The organism is Mycobacterium sp. (assembly GCF_965277065.1).
GTDB lineage: Bacteria > Actinomycetota > Actinomycetes > Mycobacteriales > Mycobacteriaceae > Mycobacterium.
This window is the reverse complement of sequence record NZ_CBDIBT010000015.1, coordinates 100,540-114,985: the sequence shown is the minus strand read 5'-3', so window position 1 is coordinate 114,985 and position 14,446 is coordinate 100,540. Positions and strand designations below refer to the sequence as shown.

Below are 14,446 nucleotides of genomic sequence, written 5' to 3'. Positions count from 1 at the left end.
GGCCGCATCGAGTCGTAGGCTAGGCCGATGGCAATCGACCTCACACAGAGATTGCACTGGCTGGCGCTGCACGGCTTCGTCCGCGGCGTCGCGTCACTGGCCGCGCGCCGCGGCGATCTACAGGCACGGCTCGTGTCCGACGCGTCGATCAAGACAAACCCGGTTGTGTTCTACGAGCAGGTACGGTCCCGCGGTCCGCTCATGCGAACCCGCATGGGCCACATGACCACCGATCACGCGATCGCGAACGAGTTACTGCGGTCGGATGATTTCCGGGTTCTGTCGATCGGCTCAAATTTGCCTGCGCCGCTGCGCTGGCTGGAACGCCGGACCCGCGACGACAAGCTGCACCCGTTGCTGCCGCCCTCGCTGCTGGCGGTTGAGCCGCCGGACCACACGCGGTACCGCAAGACGGTGTCGTCCGTGTTCACCCATCGCGCGGTCGGTGCGCTGCGAGAAGGGGTTGAGCAGACGGCGGAGGCGCTGCTGGACGACTTGGCGCGCGAGACCGGCATCATCGACATCGTCGACCGGTACTGCGCGCAGCTTCCGGTGGCGATCATCAGCGACATCCTCGGTGTCCCTGATCGAGATCGCCAGCACATCCTTCAGTTCGGCGAACTCGCGGCGCCCAGCTTGGACGTCGGACTCCCCTGGCCGCAGTACCGGCGCGTGCAGCGCGGGCTCGCCGGTTTCAACCTCTGGCTCGACGTCCATCTGGACAAGCTGCGTCGCGCTCCCGGCGACGACCTGATGAGCCAGCTCATCCGCAAGGCGGGCAGCGGCTCGCCGGACACGTACCTCGATCACGACGAGCTTCGGGCGGTCGCCGGTCTGGTGTTGGCCGCCGGGTTCGAGACCACGGTGAATCTGCTGGGCAACGGGATCCGGATGCTGCTCGACAAACCCGAACACCTCCGCACTCTCAGCCAGCGGCCCGAGCTGTGGCCGAACGCGGTCGAGGAGATCCTACGACTGGAGTCCCCCGTCCAACTCACCGCGCGAATAGCGTTGAGCGACACCGAAATAGCCGGGCATCCGGTGGCGCAGGGCGAGCTCGTCATCATCTATGTCGCCGCCGCCAACCGCGACCCGGCCGTCTTTGCCGATCCCAACACGTTCGACATCGAACGCGACAATGCCGGCAGACATCTGGCCTTCTCCGGTGGCCGGCACTTCTGCCTCGGTGCGGCGCTGGCGCGTGCCGAAGGCGAAGTGGGGCTGCGGTCGTTCTTCGATCGCTTTCCCGACGTGCGCTCGGCCGGTGCGGGCAGCCGCCGCGACACCCGGGTGCTGCGCGGCTGGTCCGCGCTGCCGGTGGCGTTGGGCCAGGCCCGATCGATGGCCGTGCGCTAGCCGCTCTTGTTACCGCCGAAGTAGCACTCCAGCGTCATGGTGCAGACCAGCTGGCCGGTGCGGTTGAACATCGTGCCCTGAGCCAATCCGCGACCGCCGATGCCGCTGGGTGAGTGTTGTTCGTAGAGAAGCCAATCCGACAGATCCGGCGGGTGATGGAACCACATCGCCAAATCCATCAGAGCGGAGAAGCCTGGTCCCAGCGGGGTTGTGCGGCGCGCGATCATGGCCGACTCGAGCAACGTTCGGCCGGCGACAAACGCGGCCAGGCATTCAGCGATCACGGGGTCGGCCGGCGCAATGCCGTTGGGACGCCACCACATTCGGATCCCGGCGGGCGGCGCGTCGGCAAGGTCGGCCGCGAGCCTGGCCGACGGGTCCACGTATCGATAATCGACGGGCTGCTCGCGCACCCACCAGCCACCGAGTTCGTCCGCGTGATCGCTGTGCTGCTCGGCGAAGCTCAGCACAGATTCGGGATCCGGGATATCCGGTGGAAGCTGCTGGTAGACAGTGCTTTCGACGGATTTGCTAAATGACGCAACGCCTTCCAGCAGCACGGAGCCGAGCTGGCGGGCGGTCACGCGCCGGGCCGAGAAGGTGCCGCCGTCGTGCAGCGCGGTGACCTCGAAGTCGACCGGCTGCCGGGCATCGCCGGCCCGGAGGAAGTACATGTGCATGCTGTGCGGCAAGCGGTCGGTCACGGTTCGGCTGGCGGCCATCAAAGCCTGCGCCGCGATGTGGCCGCCGGAAATGTGGTGCGCGATTTCGTCGATCTGGCTTCCGACGAAGAACTCCGCGTTGACCTGTTCGAGGTCGAGCGTGTTGAGGACTTGGCGCAGCGTGATGACGGGCGGCGGAGAGGTCACGCACGCATCATGCCGTCAGGACAGGTAGCGGCCAAACCACTCCAGCACCCGCCGCCAGGAGTCCTCGGCGGCGGCCGCGTTGTACCGAGGCCCGCCGTCATTGAAAAAGGCGTGGTCGGCGCCCGGTTCGATGACGATGTCGTGGATCAGTCCGGCGCGCTCGAGGGCGGCTCTCGCCGCGGGCTCCGACGCCGTCACGCGCTTGTCCAAAGCTCCGTAGAACGCCAGCACCGCGGTCGCTTTGTCGCCGCTGAAGTCGGGATTGTCGGGAAGCGGGCCGTAAAACGGCACCGCGGCCGACAAGCGGGCATTGTGGGAGGCCAGCAGTTGCCATACCAGCCCGCCGCCGAAGCAGAAACCGACGACCGCGATTTTCCCGCCCGGGACGCGGTTCTGGAGTTCCTGGGTACCGGAGTTCAGGTCAGCGAGGAACCGGTCCTGCGGTGCGGCGGCAAGCGCGGCGGTGGCTTTGGCGAGGTCGGTGAACTGACTCGTGCCGCCTTCTTCGGACAACAGGTCGATCGCCAGTGCCGAATAGCCGGCGCCGGCGAATCGTTCGGCCACCGAATGAACCCAGTCGGTGAGGCCCTTGTTCTCGTGGATGATCAGCACTCCGCGACGGGCGTTGTGGGCCTGGGCCCATGCGCCTTGGAGTTTGCCGCGCGGACCGGCCCACGTGATCGGCTCGGTCGGTAACGCCCGCTTTGCGCCCGGCGCTTCCACTCCCTCACCCGAACCGGAGTGCAGCGGTCGGCTCTCGTCGTTCCCGCATGCGGTGATCAACGCGGCCGCGGCACTGCTGCCCAACCCCAGCAGTGCCAGCCGACGCATGGCTTCGCGTCGGGTCAGCAATCCTTCGACGTGATCCGTTGCGATCTCTTCGGCGATGTATTGCTGTAGCGAACTCATCCAGGCGAGTATGCGCCACAAACGGCGGTCGTGCCCGGATGACGCTGGCGCAGAGGCTTAGTCGAGACGGTCCGGTTCGGCCACCGGGATCAACAGATGCGACGGCCTGGGTCCGCCCTGATGTAGTTGATAGGTCCCCCCGGCCAGGGCTCGGCGCGCGGGCACGGTCGGGACGAGGTGCGGAAAGTCAAACGTAGTCACCGTCAGACGCAGCCGGTGACCGGATTCCAGTAACGCGGCGGTCGGGAAGATCTCGACGTCGTAGCGGGTGAGCTCCCCCGGAACAACGGGTGTGACCGCCGCCCGGGTGCTGAAGTGGTGCGGCTTGAGCACCGAACCGTCGGGCAGGTACCAGGTGCGCTCCGGGTCCAGCGCGCGGTGCGAGCCCAGCAGCGCGCCCTGGGTCAGCGGTCGGGACGAGCCGTCGGGTGCGAGGTCATCGATGTGCGCGACCCACAGTGATTCGGTGGTGTCGGCGGTCGCATGCAGGGTCAGCGTGATCGGCCCGGCGATCAGTGTGGGGGTCGCGAAGGTCTCGGTGGTGTAGGTGAGCGCGCCGCGCTGCAGTCGTCGGTTGTCCTGGTCGTAGCGGGTCTGTCCCCCGCGCTGACTGCGGATGAAACTGGTCATTCCGAGCGTCCACTGCTCGACGCTTCGGCCGGCGACCGGACCGCGACCGACGTATTTGACTGTGGCCGTCGAGGTTTCAGGTGCGGGTTCGGCGGTCAGCCGGCCTGGGTCGGACAGATAGAACCGGGTTGGTGTCGCCGCGGGAAGCGGGTATTCGCGGGCGTGGAACCACCGCGGGCTACCGATGGCCTGGAAGGTCAGCGGCGCTCCGGAGATGGTCGCCTCGGCGTCGTCGTTCAGCCAGCGATCGAACCAGCGCAGCTGCAGTGCCTGCAGGTGCAGCCCGCCGTAATTGGAGACGTGATACCAGGGGCCCATCATCAGCCGCAGCTGCTCGGAGACCGGCTGGCCGGGCTGCATCGGCTGCTCGTCGGGCCGGCCCACGAAGGCGTTCTGCAGCGCGGCGTAGTTCAGCGGAACGCCGCGCTGGAAGGCGTCATGCCAGCCGCCGACGAGGAAGACCGCCACCTTGTTGGCGACGATCGCCGGGATCACCGTGGCGGTCCGCAAGTCTTCCCAGAACTCTTCGTCGAACGCCGTTTCCCCGCCGGCCATGGCATCGGCGACCAGCGGTCCGAAGAAGCCGCGCTGAGCGCGTCCGCGATTGCGCACGCCGGCAATGCCACCGGCGCGTGGCCGCGGATGCTTGCCGCGGTTGATCACTTCCAGCACCGGGTTGACGACGTTGAGCAGGTTGTAGACCCCGCCGTATGCCCGGATCGTGCGTAGGTGCGGTGCCCCGCCCATCGCTGCCGCGTCGCGGTAGAAGTCGCGTGCGGCCATCACCGGGAAGATCGCCTTCAGCGGTGAGTTCGGCCCGACCGCGGCGGCGGTGAACAGCTGGTTGATCGCCAGGTAGGACACCCCGAACATGCCGACCCGCCCGTTGGCGTTGGGCAGCGTGGACGCCCAGTCGACGAGCTCGACCCCGTCCTGCGATTGGCGTGCGCCGAACATCTGAAAGGTTCCGTCGGATACGCCGCACCCCCGGACGTCGACCATCACCTCGATGTAGCCCCGCTTGATCAGGTACGGCGTGGCGCCGCCGCCGATCTGGGCGGCCGGCGGCGGGGCCTTCTTGCCGTACGGCGTCAGCGACAGCAGCACGGGGAACGGTCCGGTGGCGGGCTCACCCGTGTCGCGATCCGTCGGGTAGTGGATGTCGGCGCGCAGTTGCACTGCGTCGCTCATCGGTATGGCGACGTTGTGGTGAATCCCCACCCCGTACTGCGCCGCTCTGGGCGTCCAGGGTGGCGAGAACGGCGATGGGCTGGTTTCGCGGGCGCGCTTGCGTCGTGATCGCAGCGTTGGCATCCCTACCTCCTGCGAGCGTCGTTGCCTGCGCCGACTGTAAAGACGCGTTGATGCTTGCCCGGCACGGGGGTTGCCTGTAAGCCTTGTTCCATGTCGGTTGACGAAGTGGTGATCGGTCTGTGGAAGGCGTTGTCCGCCCGCGATTGGGAGGACGTCAAAAGCTTCCTGTCCGCGGACTGCGTCTACGTCGACATGCCCGTCGGCCCGACCCTGGCCGCGCGGGGGCCCGACGACATCGTGAAGCGACTCAAGGTCGGGCTGGAACCACTGGCCGGTTATGAGAACCACGACGGCGTGCTGGTGTCCAACGGCTCCGACGTCATGTATGAGCATTCCGAAACCTGGAACTGGGCAAGCGGAGAAACCGCTGTCCTGCAATTTGTTTCGGTGCACCGCGTCGAGGACGGCGGACATGGGTGGGTTGACCAACCATGCCCCGCCGACCTGGCTGGAAGACCTCGGAAGAGCTGACACCAGCTGGATTTTCGATGCCACCGGCCTCGTCTGACCAGTCCCCGCTGCGGATGCCTAGCCCGCGCGCGAAACGCCTGCTTCCCGTACCGTTGGCCTGGTGGAAGAGCCCACACCCGCGCACGACGACGGCGATTCTGGCCTCGCGCCACCTGCTTCGGACGTGTCGCCAAAGGAAAAGCGATCGAATGAATTCTGGCTAGCTCTGGCGAGCATTTTCCTGGCTTTGGTCGTCAGTGCAATCGCGGTGGGGTCGGGTTGGTATACGGCCAACCAGCACGACAAGCAAGAGACAATACGTCAAGAGGTCAGTTCCACACGTTCGCAGCAAAAGGATGCCTACGCCGGCTTCATAAATTCGGCGAGTGACCTGGCGATCGCCATCCAACTTCAGGTGAAAGCCATCGAAAACCGATATCCGTTTTTTCTCTATTCTCCGATTCCTGAGGAGAAAGCAGACCTCGAAAAGAAGTTCACTGATTTCGGACATGCTCTGGACTTGGCACAGTTATGGGGTAGCGCCCGTGTACGAGACGCCAGCAATAAGGTTTTCGAAGCGGCTGAGCAAAGCCGATTCGTGATCATAGGCTGGGGATTAGCCCATCCCAGCAACGACCCAGCAAGTGCGCCCTGCCCTGAGTTGCTGGCATTTGAAAATAAGACGGAGTCAAATAGGCAAGAGCTGGGAAACGCCATCGACCGTTTCAACGATGCCGCCCGAGAAGACCTCGGTATTCCCGCTCTCGCTTCGACCTCCACACCTCCTGAGCCGCTGCTTCCGAAAGATGCGTGTGCAAATTACCCGCACTGACCGCAAAATCCAATAGGGCTGTCCGCTGGCTTCTTATCGCCTGGCTTGATGTGGTGCAGCAGTCCTTCGCTTCGTGCGCCATTACCGAGTGGCCCGTGCCTACGTGATCTGCTCGCTCCAACTCAGAAGAAGCCGGACAGTAATCCCGACGAGGCGAACAGTCCGCCGGCGACGATCCCCAGCTAGGCCAACGCCTGGTGCTCTACGTGAGCCGTCCCCGTGACTCAGGTCGCCGACATGCCGCCGTCCACGTCGAACACCGTGCCGGAGATGTAGGACGCTTCCGGGGACGAGATGAACACGATCGCGTTGGCCAGTTCGTCAGTGCTCCCCCGTCGAAGAAATGGGATCGTGGATACCAGCGCGTCATTGACTTCCGCGGTACCCGTGAAGCGGTCGGCCATCTCGGTGTCGGTCAGACCCGGCGCAACGGCGTTGACCCGGATTCCTGAATTCCCCTGCTCGAGCGCGACCGTCTTCGTCAGGCCCTCCACCGCGAATTTGCTGCTGACATAAGCGGATCCACCAGCCGCGCCCTTATGTCCATAGGTCGAGGAGATGTTGACGATGCTGCCGCTGTCTTGGCCCGTCATCGCGCGTACTTCATGCTTCATGCTCAGGAACACCCCGAGGACGTTCGTGTCGTGGACGGCCCTGAAGTTCTCGACCGTGGCGTCCTGGATGGGGCTGAGCTCGCCTTCGAAGCCCGCATTGTTCACCGCAACGTCGAGGCGACCGAACCTTGCGACCGCTGTGTCGACGAGGTTGCTGACGTCGTCCTCCTTCGTGACGTCCGCCTTCACGAACTCTGCCTCGGTGCCGAGCGCCCGGAGTTCTTTGACGAGATCCAGGCCCTTATCGTCGTGGCGGCCGGACACTACGACCTTGGCGCCTTTGCGGGCGAATGCCACGGCGGTCGCACGGCCGATTCCGGTGAGGGCCCCAGTGATGAGAACAACCTGTTGAGTCATATTTGTCCTTCGACTATGAGTCGCGCAGTAAACGAGAGCACCGACAACCGATGCCGGCCATGAGCTGCAACACAACCGACACCTGGTCGATTCCAAAGCTGTTTGTCGCGCTGGCTCGATCAGCCGCCGAGTTCGGCGATTTGCCTGAGGCGCTTGAGGGTGTCGGCGGCGATACGGCTGACCTGACCCACCGCAACGCGGTCGGCGATATAACCCCAGATGCCACCCGGTGCCTGATAGGACAGCCGGAACGTCACCTTGGTCTGGCCATTCCCCGTATCGCGCAACCGGATCCGGCCACGCAACGTCATTCCGGTGATGCCCACCCAGGCCAGGTCGCGCCGATCGTCGAACTCGACGACTTCCATCAGGCCGCCCACCGGGACCGAGCCCACCTTCCAGTGCACGAAGTAGCGGGCACCGACGCCGAGCGGCTGGTCGTTGGCGCTCTCCCAGCGCTCCAGTCGGGTCATGAACGACGGGTATCGGTCTGGATCGCTGACGATCTTCCAGACCGTGTCGCGGTCGGCGTCGACGACGTTGCTGCGATCGACGCGCATCAGCCGATCACCGGGAATCGGCGTCGTGATGCGAGGCGGTCGACCCCGCCCTGCAGGCTGGCCATCACCTTGTCGTGCACGGCCTGATCGTCACCATCCACCTCAATAGGATGCTGAACTTCGATCGCGATCTTGGTCGGTAACGGAATGTGCCCGGCGAGGTCGCTGATGTTCAGGCCCCACGGCAGCGCCAGCGAAATCGGAATACTCTTGAGCCGCAACAGTTTATCCGCGTTCAGCAACTTGGCCAGCCATTGACCGCGGGACAGGAACAACGCGGCCTCCTGGCCGCCGACGCTGGCCACCGGCACGATCGGAACGCCGGCTTCGCGTGCCAGCTTCACATAACCCATCCAGCCGTCGAAATCGACCTTGTGGCGTTCCCACGACGGCCGGAAGACCTCGTAGTCCCCGCCGGGATAGACGAGCAATGCCGCGCCGGATTCCAGTGCCAGCCGCGCATTGTCGGGGTTGGCGGCGACGGTGCCGAACTTGCGCAGCCAGCCCAGCGGCGGCGCCGATACGACGAGGTTATGGGCCAGTTGGTAGAACGGCCGCTCGACACCGAAATAGGAGCAGAACGCCAGCGTGAATACAAAGGTGTCGGGCGGGACGTTGCCGCCGCTGTGATTGCCAACGAGAAGGACCGGACCTTCAGCCGGAATCCGGTCCAGGTGCTGGACGTCGGCGCGGAAGTAAAGCGACGCAAGCAGCCACGTCCTGGGCAGCTGATCGCGGATGTAATCGGGGTCCCGTTGGTCCAGATCAGCCTTGGGAACGCGCGACGAGACTTGCTCCCGCACCCAATCCTTGAGGCCGTCTAGCGTCGATGCCATAGCGCGGTCTGTACCCGGATTTGATCTGCGTCACACCTCGTCGAGCCGGTAGATGCGAGCCGACGTACGGTGCGCGATCAGGTCCACGACCCGGATCGCGTCGGCCAGACTCCAAGCGTCGTCATCGACGAAACCGCTCAGCACTTGGCGAATGCCACTGCGCCACAACGCCGTACCGAGGTAGTGCAGCTCGGCCGGGCCGAAGCCGTCTGATGAGTAGACGATCTTGCGGAACGGCGCCAGTTCCAGCAGTCGCGCGATGAATGCCGGTGAGCGTGCGCCCAGGTGGTTGATGCTCAGACCGCCGTCCACGTATACGTTGTTGAACGCCTGGGCCAGATAGCCGGCTTCGCGCTCGTAGGGATAGCAATGCAGCAGCACGATTGGGATCTCGCCGGACTGCTGGAGAAAATCCCGCAGGTACAGGGGGTTGGCGCTGCGCAGGTCGCAGTCCCGGTCGCCGAGGCCCACGTGGAATTGCAGCGGCTTGCCCACCCGAAGCGCCTGATGCAGTCCGAAGCGCAGCAACACCCGATCGGTGAGCCGGGTGTTGCCGCTGTCGCGCCACTTCGCGGCCGCGGTCGCGACCTCGGCCGCCGACGGCTCGCTCAGGTCGCCGTCAAACCCGCCGCGGTAGGCCAGGACGGTCTTGGTGCTGACCGCGCTCCCCGCCCGCTGTCTCAGGATGTGTTCGAATGCTGATGCGTAATTGCCTGGTGCAGCCGCTGCTTGTTCGGCCACTTGTTCGAGCCGGACGACTTCGTAGGCTCGACCACCAGATAACTCGGCGACCTGCTTGACGTCGGCAACGCCCTGCCCGTAGCCGGTGTCCACCAGCCAGTCGCTGACACCTGCCGCCCCGAGGAAAATCCGCGCCAGCTCGGGTCCGCTGTGCTGACTTCGGTGTTGCCAGTAATCCTGCGGCTCGGCGTGTCGAGGCAGCCCGAGCAGCGGCGCGCAGTAGGCGCGCACGGCGAAGCCAAGCTGGGTGTCGAAGCCGGAGTCGAAGTGGGCGAGCGGCTCGGTGTTGGCTTCGTTGAGAGCATTCTCGAACTGGCGCCGGTCCCCCGCCGCCAGCCAGCAGCCGTGCATGTGCTGATCGATCAGCGGCACGCCGGCGATGTGCTCGGCCAGCGCCGACTCCGTCACAGGCTCCATGCCATCCGGAACTTGTCGGCCAGTTGTTCGCGATTCAGGTGGGCATAGTGCTCGTTTTCAAAACGGCGGACCGCGACCGTGGCGTCGACGGCGGGATCGCCGAGAATGCGGCGCAGCTGTTGCGAATTATCCAGTGCTGCAATGGCTTGCGCCTGCGAAGTGGACAGCGTCGCGATGCCGGCCAGGCTGCGATCGGCATCGCTCAGTGCCGCCGGGTCGATCTCGATCTCGGTCGGGAGCACCGCGTTGCCCGTGATGCCGTCCAACGCCAGGCCCAGAATCGCGGCCGTCGCGAGGTACGGGTTGGCTGACGGATCGACGGGCTTGACCTCCACGTTGCCACCGTTCGGGTTACCCGGCCCGCCGACCACGAAGCGCACTGCCGCTTCTCTGTTTTCGGTACCCCAGCAGACGTAGCTGCCCGCCCAGTTGCCGGGATGCAATCGCAGTCCGGACACGATCGAGCCGCAGAGTATCCCCTGGGCTTCGGGCAGGCCGCGCAGCAACCCGGCGATGGCGCTTTCACCGTGGCCGGTCATCCCGTGGGCGCCTGCGCCATCGGAGAACACGGGTCCGGCCGCATCGGTCAACGAGAAGTGTTGATGGGCACCGCATCCGACCTCGCCGACAAACGGCACGGGCGAGAAACTGACCCGCATGCCATAACGCCGGGCAATCCGGCTGACCACGATCTTGGTGACGATCAGCTGGTCCACGGATGCGACCGGCGACTGCGGCGCCAGGGATATCTCGAACTGATTGGTCCCGAATTCGGGATGCAACTGCTCGATCGCGATGCCGGACAACGTCATTGCCGCCATGACATCGCGGATGAACCCTTCGTGTTCGAGCACACCCGCCAGCCCGTACTGCGCCCACGCCGTCGACGGCCACCGGTGCCCGTCCGGCTGTACGAGGAGGAACTCGATCTCATGGCCGACCATCGCTTCGATCCCGCTTTCGGCGAGAGCGGTCTCGATTCGCTGTAGCGTCCCGCGGCTGCACTCCGGAACTCGGGTGCCGTCCTGCTCGAAAAATGATCCCGGGGCCCACGCGAGTCCGTCGCCGAGAGTCCGTAACGCGGACAAGTCAATTCGGACCCGCTGATCGCCGACGACACCGTTGTGGTCGGTGAACGCAATGCCCGTCTGGTCGATCGCGAAGGCGTGCCACACCAGGCTGGCGCCCAGCCCGGGGTCGGCGAAGGCATTGGTGCGGCGGATCGGCACGGTCTTGGCCAGGGTCAGCCCTGCCGGATTGATCACCGTGCCGACGACGGCGTCCACCCCATCGGCCTCGAGCTTGGCGATGGCTGCGGCGGCGAGGGGTGTGGTTGTCATCTGCCGGACAGCGGAAATGGGTCCCGGTCTGTCAAAATCGTTGTGTCACAACCGGCTTGGCAGCGTCAGCTGACAGCTCTGGCCGATGTCGAGCGTGCGCAGGACGCGGCCCATGCCTATCCACAGCGCGCATGACAGTGCCAGGTCGGCAAGCAGCTCTTCGGAAAAGTGCTCGCCGGCGCGGGACCAGAAGTCTTCGTCGTCGCGCAATTTCGTGTGCTCGGTGGCGAACCGGTAGGCGAACTCGGCGGCCAGTCGTTCCTGGTCGCTGTATCCGGGCCAGCTGCGCCACTCGTGCGCATGCTCGTACAACTCTTCATCCACACCGGCCGCAGGTCCGTCGGCGTCGCGGGTGTTGACGCACACTTCGCATTCGTTGTCGTGGGCGATGACGGTCCGCGCGAGTTCGCGGGTCCGCATCGGCAACCGGTTCTTGCTGTAGACCGCGTTGGCGAACGCACCGATCGCCGTGCCTAGTTCTGGTGATTTCAGGACCCAGCCGGCGAGGTCGTCTTCTGGGAAGGTTCCAATTCGGCTCATGGCTGGATGTTACGCCCGGCTACCGGAGTTGAGGCCCGAGAGGAATTTTTCCGGTGGCAAGCTCGGACAGCTTGGGCTGATCATCTTCCCAGTCCGGTTGCGCGACCATGCGGTGGGTGATGCGGTTGAGCGCTGCCTCGACCTGAGCCCGGTCGAGCCGGCCTTCGAAATTCGTCGATCGGGTCAGCTTGTCGATGATCCATCCCTGAAGCAGCGACGACAGGAAGTCGACCTCGCGGGCGCCGGCCGGGGTGAGCCACAGCCGGTCGACATCGCGTTGCGCGTAGCCGCCGTGGACCAGCCGGTCGAAGGTGGGCTCGAGGACTTCGTACGGAATCCCCAACTGCTCACCGATGTTGGTGATCCGGGCGATGCCGAGGGCTTGCTGATAGCGGTTGATGCGCAGCAATGCCCACAACTCCGCGACGTCGAGCCGGCAGTCGGGTCGCAGGGCGATGCTGCGCAGCCGCATCCCCGGCTCGCCACGCGTCAGGCGGGCGATCGCGGTCTCCAGCATTTCCTCCGGCGTCTGCGAGCTCGGCATGGCGAACCCGTCGCCCAGGTCGGCGGCGTTGTTGCCGATATCGCGCAGCGGCACCTCACGCAGGAACAACGCCAGCACGAAGCCGACGAGCGCCACCGGTGTCGCCCACAGGAAGACCTGCGTGAGCGAGGCGGCGTAGGCGGCGACGATCGGTGCGGCCTGCGCGTGCGGCAGCCGGTGCAACGCCTCCGGTGAGTTCGCCGCCGCCGGGGAGGAGCCCGAGGCCGCCAGTGCGGGGCCGATCCGGCCGTGCAGGAAGTTGGTGAACAGCGATCCGAAAATGGCTGCGCCGAAGGAGCTTCCGATCGTCCGGAAGAAGGTCACCCCCGACGTGGCGACGCCGAGGTCTTCGAATTTCGATGTGTTCTGCACGATCAGGACCAGCACCTGCATGCATGAGCCGATCCCGGCGCCGAGGATGAACAGCAACACCGACTGCAGCAGTGCCGAGGTGGCTGGATCCATCCGGGACATCAGCAGAAAAGCGAGTGCCATCACCGCCGTTCCGGCGACCGGAAAGATTTTGTAGCGGCCGGTCCGCCCGACGAGAATACCGCTGCCCATCGAGGTCGTCAGCATGCCCGCAACCATCGGCAGCGTACGCAGACCCGATGTGGTCGCCGAAACCCCGTCGACGAACTGCATGTAGGTCGGCAAAAACGTGAGCGCGCCCAACATGGCGAACCCGACCACGAACGAGAGCACGCAGCACACCGTGAAGACCGGATCGGCGAACAGACGGGTCGGCAGGATCGGCGCGGATTCCGGCCCAGACGAACGGTTTTCGACCCAGACGAAGACGCCAAGCGCCGCCGCCGAGGCGACGAACAGCCCGATGATCGTCGCCGAACTCCACGGATAGGTGGTGCCGCCCCAGCTGGTGGCCAGCGTCAAACCGGTGGCTGCGAGGCCCACGAACAGGATGCCGGTGTAGTCGATCACCGGCTTGGCGCGGGCCGCGACCGCCGGGATCGCGGCCGCCGCAACGAAAAAGACGACGATCGACACCGGCACGTTGATCCAAAACGCCCAACGCCAGGTCAGGTGATCGGTGAAATACCCGCCCAGCAGCGGGCCGATCACGGTGGTGACACCGAATACCGCACCCAACGCGCCCTGGTAGCGGCCACGATCCCGCAGCGGGATGACCTCGCCGATCAGCGCGGTCGCCGTAACCGCAATGGCGCCGCCGCCTATGCCCTGCAGCGCGCGGGCGCCGACCAGCATCGCCATCGACTGCGACAGCCCGCATAACACCGACCCGGCGACGAAGAACAACACCGCGGCCTGGAATATTCGCTTGCGGCCCAACACATCACCGAGCCGGCCGGCCAGCGCGGTGATGATCGTGGAGGCCAGCAGATAACTGGTGACCACCCACGACTGGTGGCCCGCCCCGCCCAGGTCGGCGACGATCGTGGGCAGCGCGGTGGCGACGATAGTCTGGTCCAGCGCAGCCAGCAGCATGCCCAGCACGATCGCCAGGAAGACGAAATTGCGTCGTTGTGGACTGACCAGGGCGCCGCTGATCTCCGGGTCCGGTGGGGTCGTCGTCTGCGCTCTCGTCATACGCAGCAGCTATACCCGCTCAGTGGCTGGCTATCCCGGTCGTCGGCGGCCGCGAAACACACTGAGCCGAATAGAGTTCCTCGCCGAGTTTGTCCATGAGCTGAAGTTGCGTCTCGAGGTAGTCGACGTGATTCTCCTCGTCGGCGATGATGCTTTCCAGCAGGAAGGCGCTGGTGGAGTCCTGCTTCTCGCGGCACAAGATGACGCCCGGCTTGAGGCGGTTCAGCACGTCGTATTCGATCGCCAGGTCGGCCTCGAACTGCTCGCGCAGCGTCTGACCGATGCGCAAGGAGAAGAGCCGCTGATAGTTCGGTAACCCGTCGAGCAGCAGGATGCGGTCGGTGATCGCCTCGGCATGCCGCATCTCGTCGAACGATTCGGCTCGGGTGTGGCTCGCCAACTCGGTGAAACCCCAGTTCTCCTGCATCTTGGAGTGCAGGAAATACTGATTGATCGCGGTGAGTTCGCTGGTCAGCTGTTCGTTGAGTAGGCGCAAAACATCAGGATCACCTTGCACGATCGCTCCTTTATGTCCCCTGAGACGGTTTCGAGTCGCGGCGATCATCGG

The 14,446-nt window shown here is 65.2% G+C and carries 13 protein-coding genes and 1 pseudogene; 3 read left to right on the top strand and 11 right to left on the bottom strand.

Annotation, left to right across the window (positions count from 1 at the left end):
• Nucleotides 1–27: 27 nt before the first annotated feature.
• Nucleotides 28–1,356, top strand: a complete 1,329-nt coding sequence (locus ACQY5A_RS04660) for a cytochrome P450 (RefSeq protein WP_428339218.1) — start codon at nt 28–30, stop codon at nt 1,354–1,356.
• On the opposite strand, the gene ACQY5A_RS04655 is transcribed toward ACQY5A_RS04660, so the two are convergent.
• Genes ACQY5A_RS04655 through ACQY5A_RS04645 form a run of 3 tightly spaced genes read right to left on the bottom strand, consistent with a single transcriptional unit; the run spans nt 1,353 to nt 4,985 of the window.
• On the bottom strand, nt 1,353–2,225 hold the full coding sequence (locus ACQY5A_RS04655; RefSeq protein ID WP_428339217.1) for an acyl-CoA thioesterase: 873 nt from the start codon (nt 2,223–2,225) through the stop codon (nt 1,353–1,355). The genes ACQY5A_RS04660 and ACQY5A_RS04655 overlap by 4 nt on opposite strands.
• Before the next feature lie 15 nt (nt 2,226–2,240).
• Entirely contained in the window at nt 2,241–3,134 is an 894-nt protein-coding gene (locus tag ACQY5A_RS04650) for a dienelactone hydrolase family protein (protein ID WP_428339216.1), read from the bottom strand.
• Between the two features lie 57 nt (nt 3,135–3,191).
• Nucleotides 3,192–4,985 carry a CocE/NonD family hydrolase gene (locus ACQY5A_RS04645; RefSeq protein ID WP_428339400.1) on the bottom strand — a complete coding sequence of 598 codons (1,794 nt, stop codon included), beginning with the start codon at nt 4,983–4,985 and terminating at the stop codon, nt 3,192–3,194.
• A 183-nt stretch (nt 4,986–5,168) separates the two neighbouring features.
• Between ACQY5A_RS04645 and ACQY5A_RS04640 the strand changes: the two are divergent.
• Together ACQY5A_RS04640 and ACQY5A_RS04635 are read left to right on the top strand one after the other, a co-directional pair.
• A pseudogene (locus tag ACQY5A_RS04640) lies at nt 5,169–5,586 on the top strand (nuclear transport factor 2 family protein).
• A 63-nt stretch (nt 5,587–5,649) separates the two neighbouring features.
• Nucleotides 5,650–6,360, top strand: a complete 711-nt coding sequence (locus ACQY5A_RS04635) for a hypothetical protein (RefSeq protein WP_428339214.1) — start codon at nt 5,650–5,652, stop codon at nt 6,358–6,360.
• A gap of 224 nt (nt 6,361–6,584) precedes the next feature.
• Here the strand turns inward: ACQY5A_RS04635 and ACQY5A_RS04630 are convergent, their stop codons facing one another.
• From ACQY5A_RS04630 to bfr, 8 genes are all read right to left on the bottom strand, one after another.
• Complete coding sequence (locus tag ACQY5A_RS04630) at nt 6,585–7,331, bottom strand: SDR family NAD(P)-dependent oxidoreductase (RefSeq protein WP_428339212.1); 747 nt, start codon at nt 7,329–7,331, stop codon at nt 6,585–6,587.
• Nucleotides 7,332–7,450: 119 nt separating this feature from the next.
• Nucleotides 7,451–7,891: an SRPBCC family protein gene (locus tag ACQY5A_RS04625; RefSeq protein ID WP_428339211.1), complete on the bottom strand. Its 441-nt coding sequence runs from the start codon at nt 7,889–7,891 to the stop codon at nt 7,451–7,453.
• The gene (locus tag ACQY5A_RS04620; protein WP_428339210.1) at nt 7,891–8,727 is read right to left on the bottom strand and encodes a lysophospholipid acyltransferase family protein; all 837 of its coding nucleotides are present in this window, start codon (nt 8,725–8,727) and stop codon (nt 7,891–7,893) included. Before ACQY5A_RS04620 ends, ACQY5A_RS04625 begins: the two co-directional genes overlap by 1 nt.
• A gap of 30 nt (nt 8,728–8,757) precedes the next feature.
• Nucleotides 8,758–9,885 carry an amidohydrolase family protein gene (locus tag ACQY5A_RS04615; RefSeq protein ID WP_428339209.1) on the bottom strand — a complete coding sequence of 376 codons (1,128 nt, stop codon included), beginning with the start codon at nt 9,883–9,885 and terminating at the stop codon, nt 8,758–8,760.
• Nucleotides 9,873–11,225: a glutamine synthetase family protein gene (locus tag ACQY5A_RS04610; RefSeq protein ID WP_428339208.1), complete on the bottom strand. Its 1,353-nt coding sequence runs from the start codon at nt 11,223–11,225 to the stop codon at nt 9,873–9,875. Before ACQY5A_RS04610 ends, ACQY5A_RS04615 begins: the two co-directional genes overlap by 13 nt.
• A 45-nt stretch (nt 11,226–11,270) precedes the next feature.
• The gene (locus tag ACQY5A_RS04605; protein ID WP_428339207.1) at nt 11,271–11,765 is read right to left on the bottom strand and encodes a carboxymuconolactone decarboxylase family protein; all 495 of its coding nucleotides are present in this window, start codon (nt 11,763–11,765) and stop codon (nt 11,271–11,273) included.
• 19 nt (nt 11,766–11,784) lie between these two features.
• Entirely contained in the window at nt 11,785–13,878 is a 2,094-nt protein-coding gene (locus ACQY5A_RS04600; protein ID WP_428339206.1) for an MDR family MFS transporter, read from the bottom strand.
• Between the two features lie 19 nt (nt 13,879–13,897).
• Nucleotides 13,898–14,395: a bacterioferritin gene (gene bfr, locus ACQY5A_RS04595; RefSeq protein ID WP_428339205.1), complete on the bottom strand. Its 498-nt coding sequence runs from the start codon at nt 14,393–14,395 to the stop codon at nt 13,898–13,900.
• Between the last annotated feature and the right edge of the window lie 51 nt (nt 14,396–14,446).

Coding starts and splice junctions, on each gene's coding strand:
- ACQY5A_RS04660 (WP_428339218.1), top strand. CDS start 28: ATGGCAATCGACCTCACACAGAGATTGCACTGGCTGGCGCTGCACGGC.
- ACQY5A_RS04650 (WP_428339216.1), bottom strand. CDS start 3,134: ATGAGTTCGCTACAGCAATACATCGCCGAAGAGATCGCAACGGATCAC.
- ACQY5A_RS04630 (WP_428339212.1), bottom strand. CDS start 7,331: ATGACTCAACAGGTTGTTCTCATCACTGGGGCCCTCACCGGAATCGGC.
- ACQY5A_RS04625 (WP_428339211.1), bottom strand. CDS start 7,891: ATGCGCGTCGATCGCAGCAACGTCGTCGACGCCGACCGCGACACGGTC.
- ACQY5A_RS04620 (WP_428339210.1), bottom strand. CDS start 8,727: ATGGCATCGACGCTAGACGGCCTCAAGGATTGGGTGCGGGAGCAAGTC.
- ACQY5A_RS04615 (WP_428339209.1), bottom strand. CDS start 9,885: ATGGAGCCTGTGACGGAGTCGGCGCTGGCCGAGCACATCGCCGGCGTG.
- ACQY5A_RS04610 (WP_428339208.1), bottom strand. CDS start 11,225: ATGACAACCACACCCCTCGCCGCCGCAGCCATCGCCAAGCTCGAGGCC.
- ACQY5A_RS04605 (WP_428339207.1), bottom strand. CDS start 11,765: ATGAGCCGAATTGGAACCTTCCCAGAAGACGACCTCGCCGGCTGGGTC.
- ACQY5A_RS04600 (WP_428339206.1), bottom strand. CDS start 13,878: ATGACGAGAGCGCAGACGACGACCCCACCGGACCCGGAGATCAGCGGC.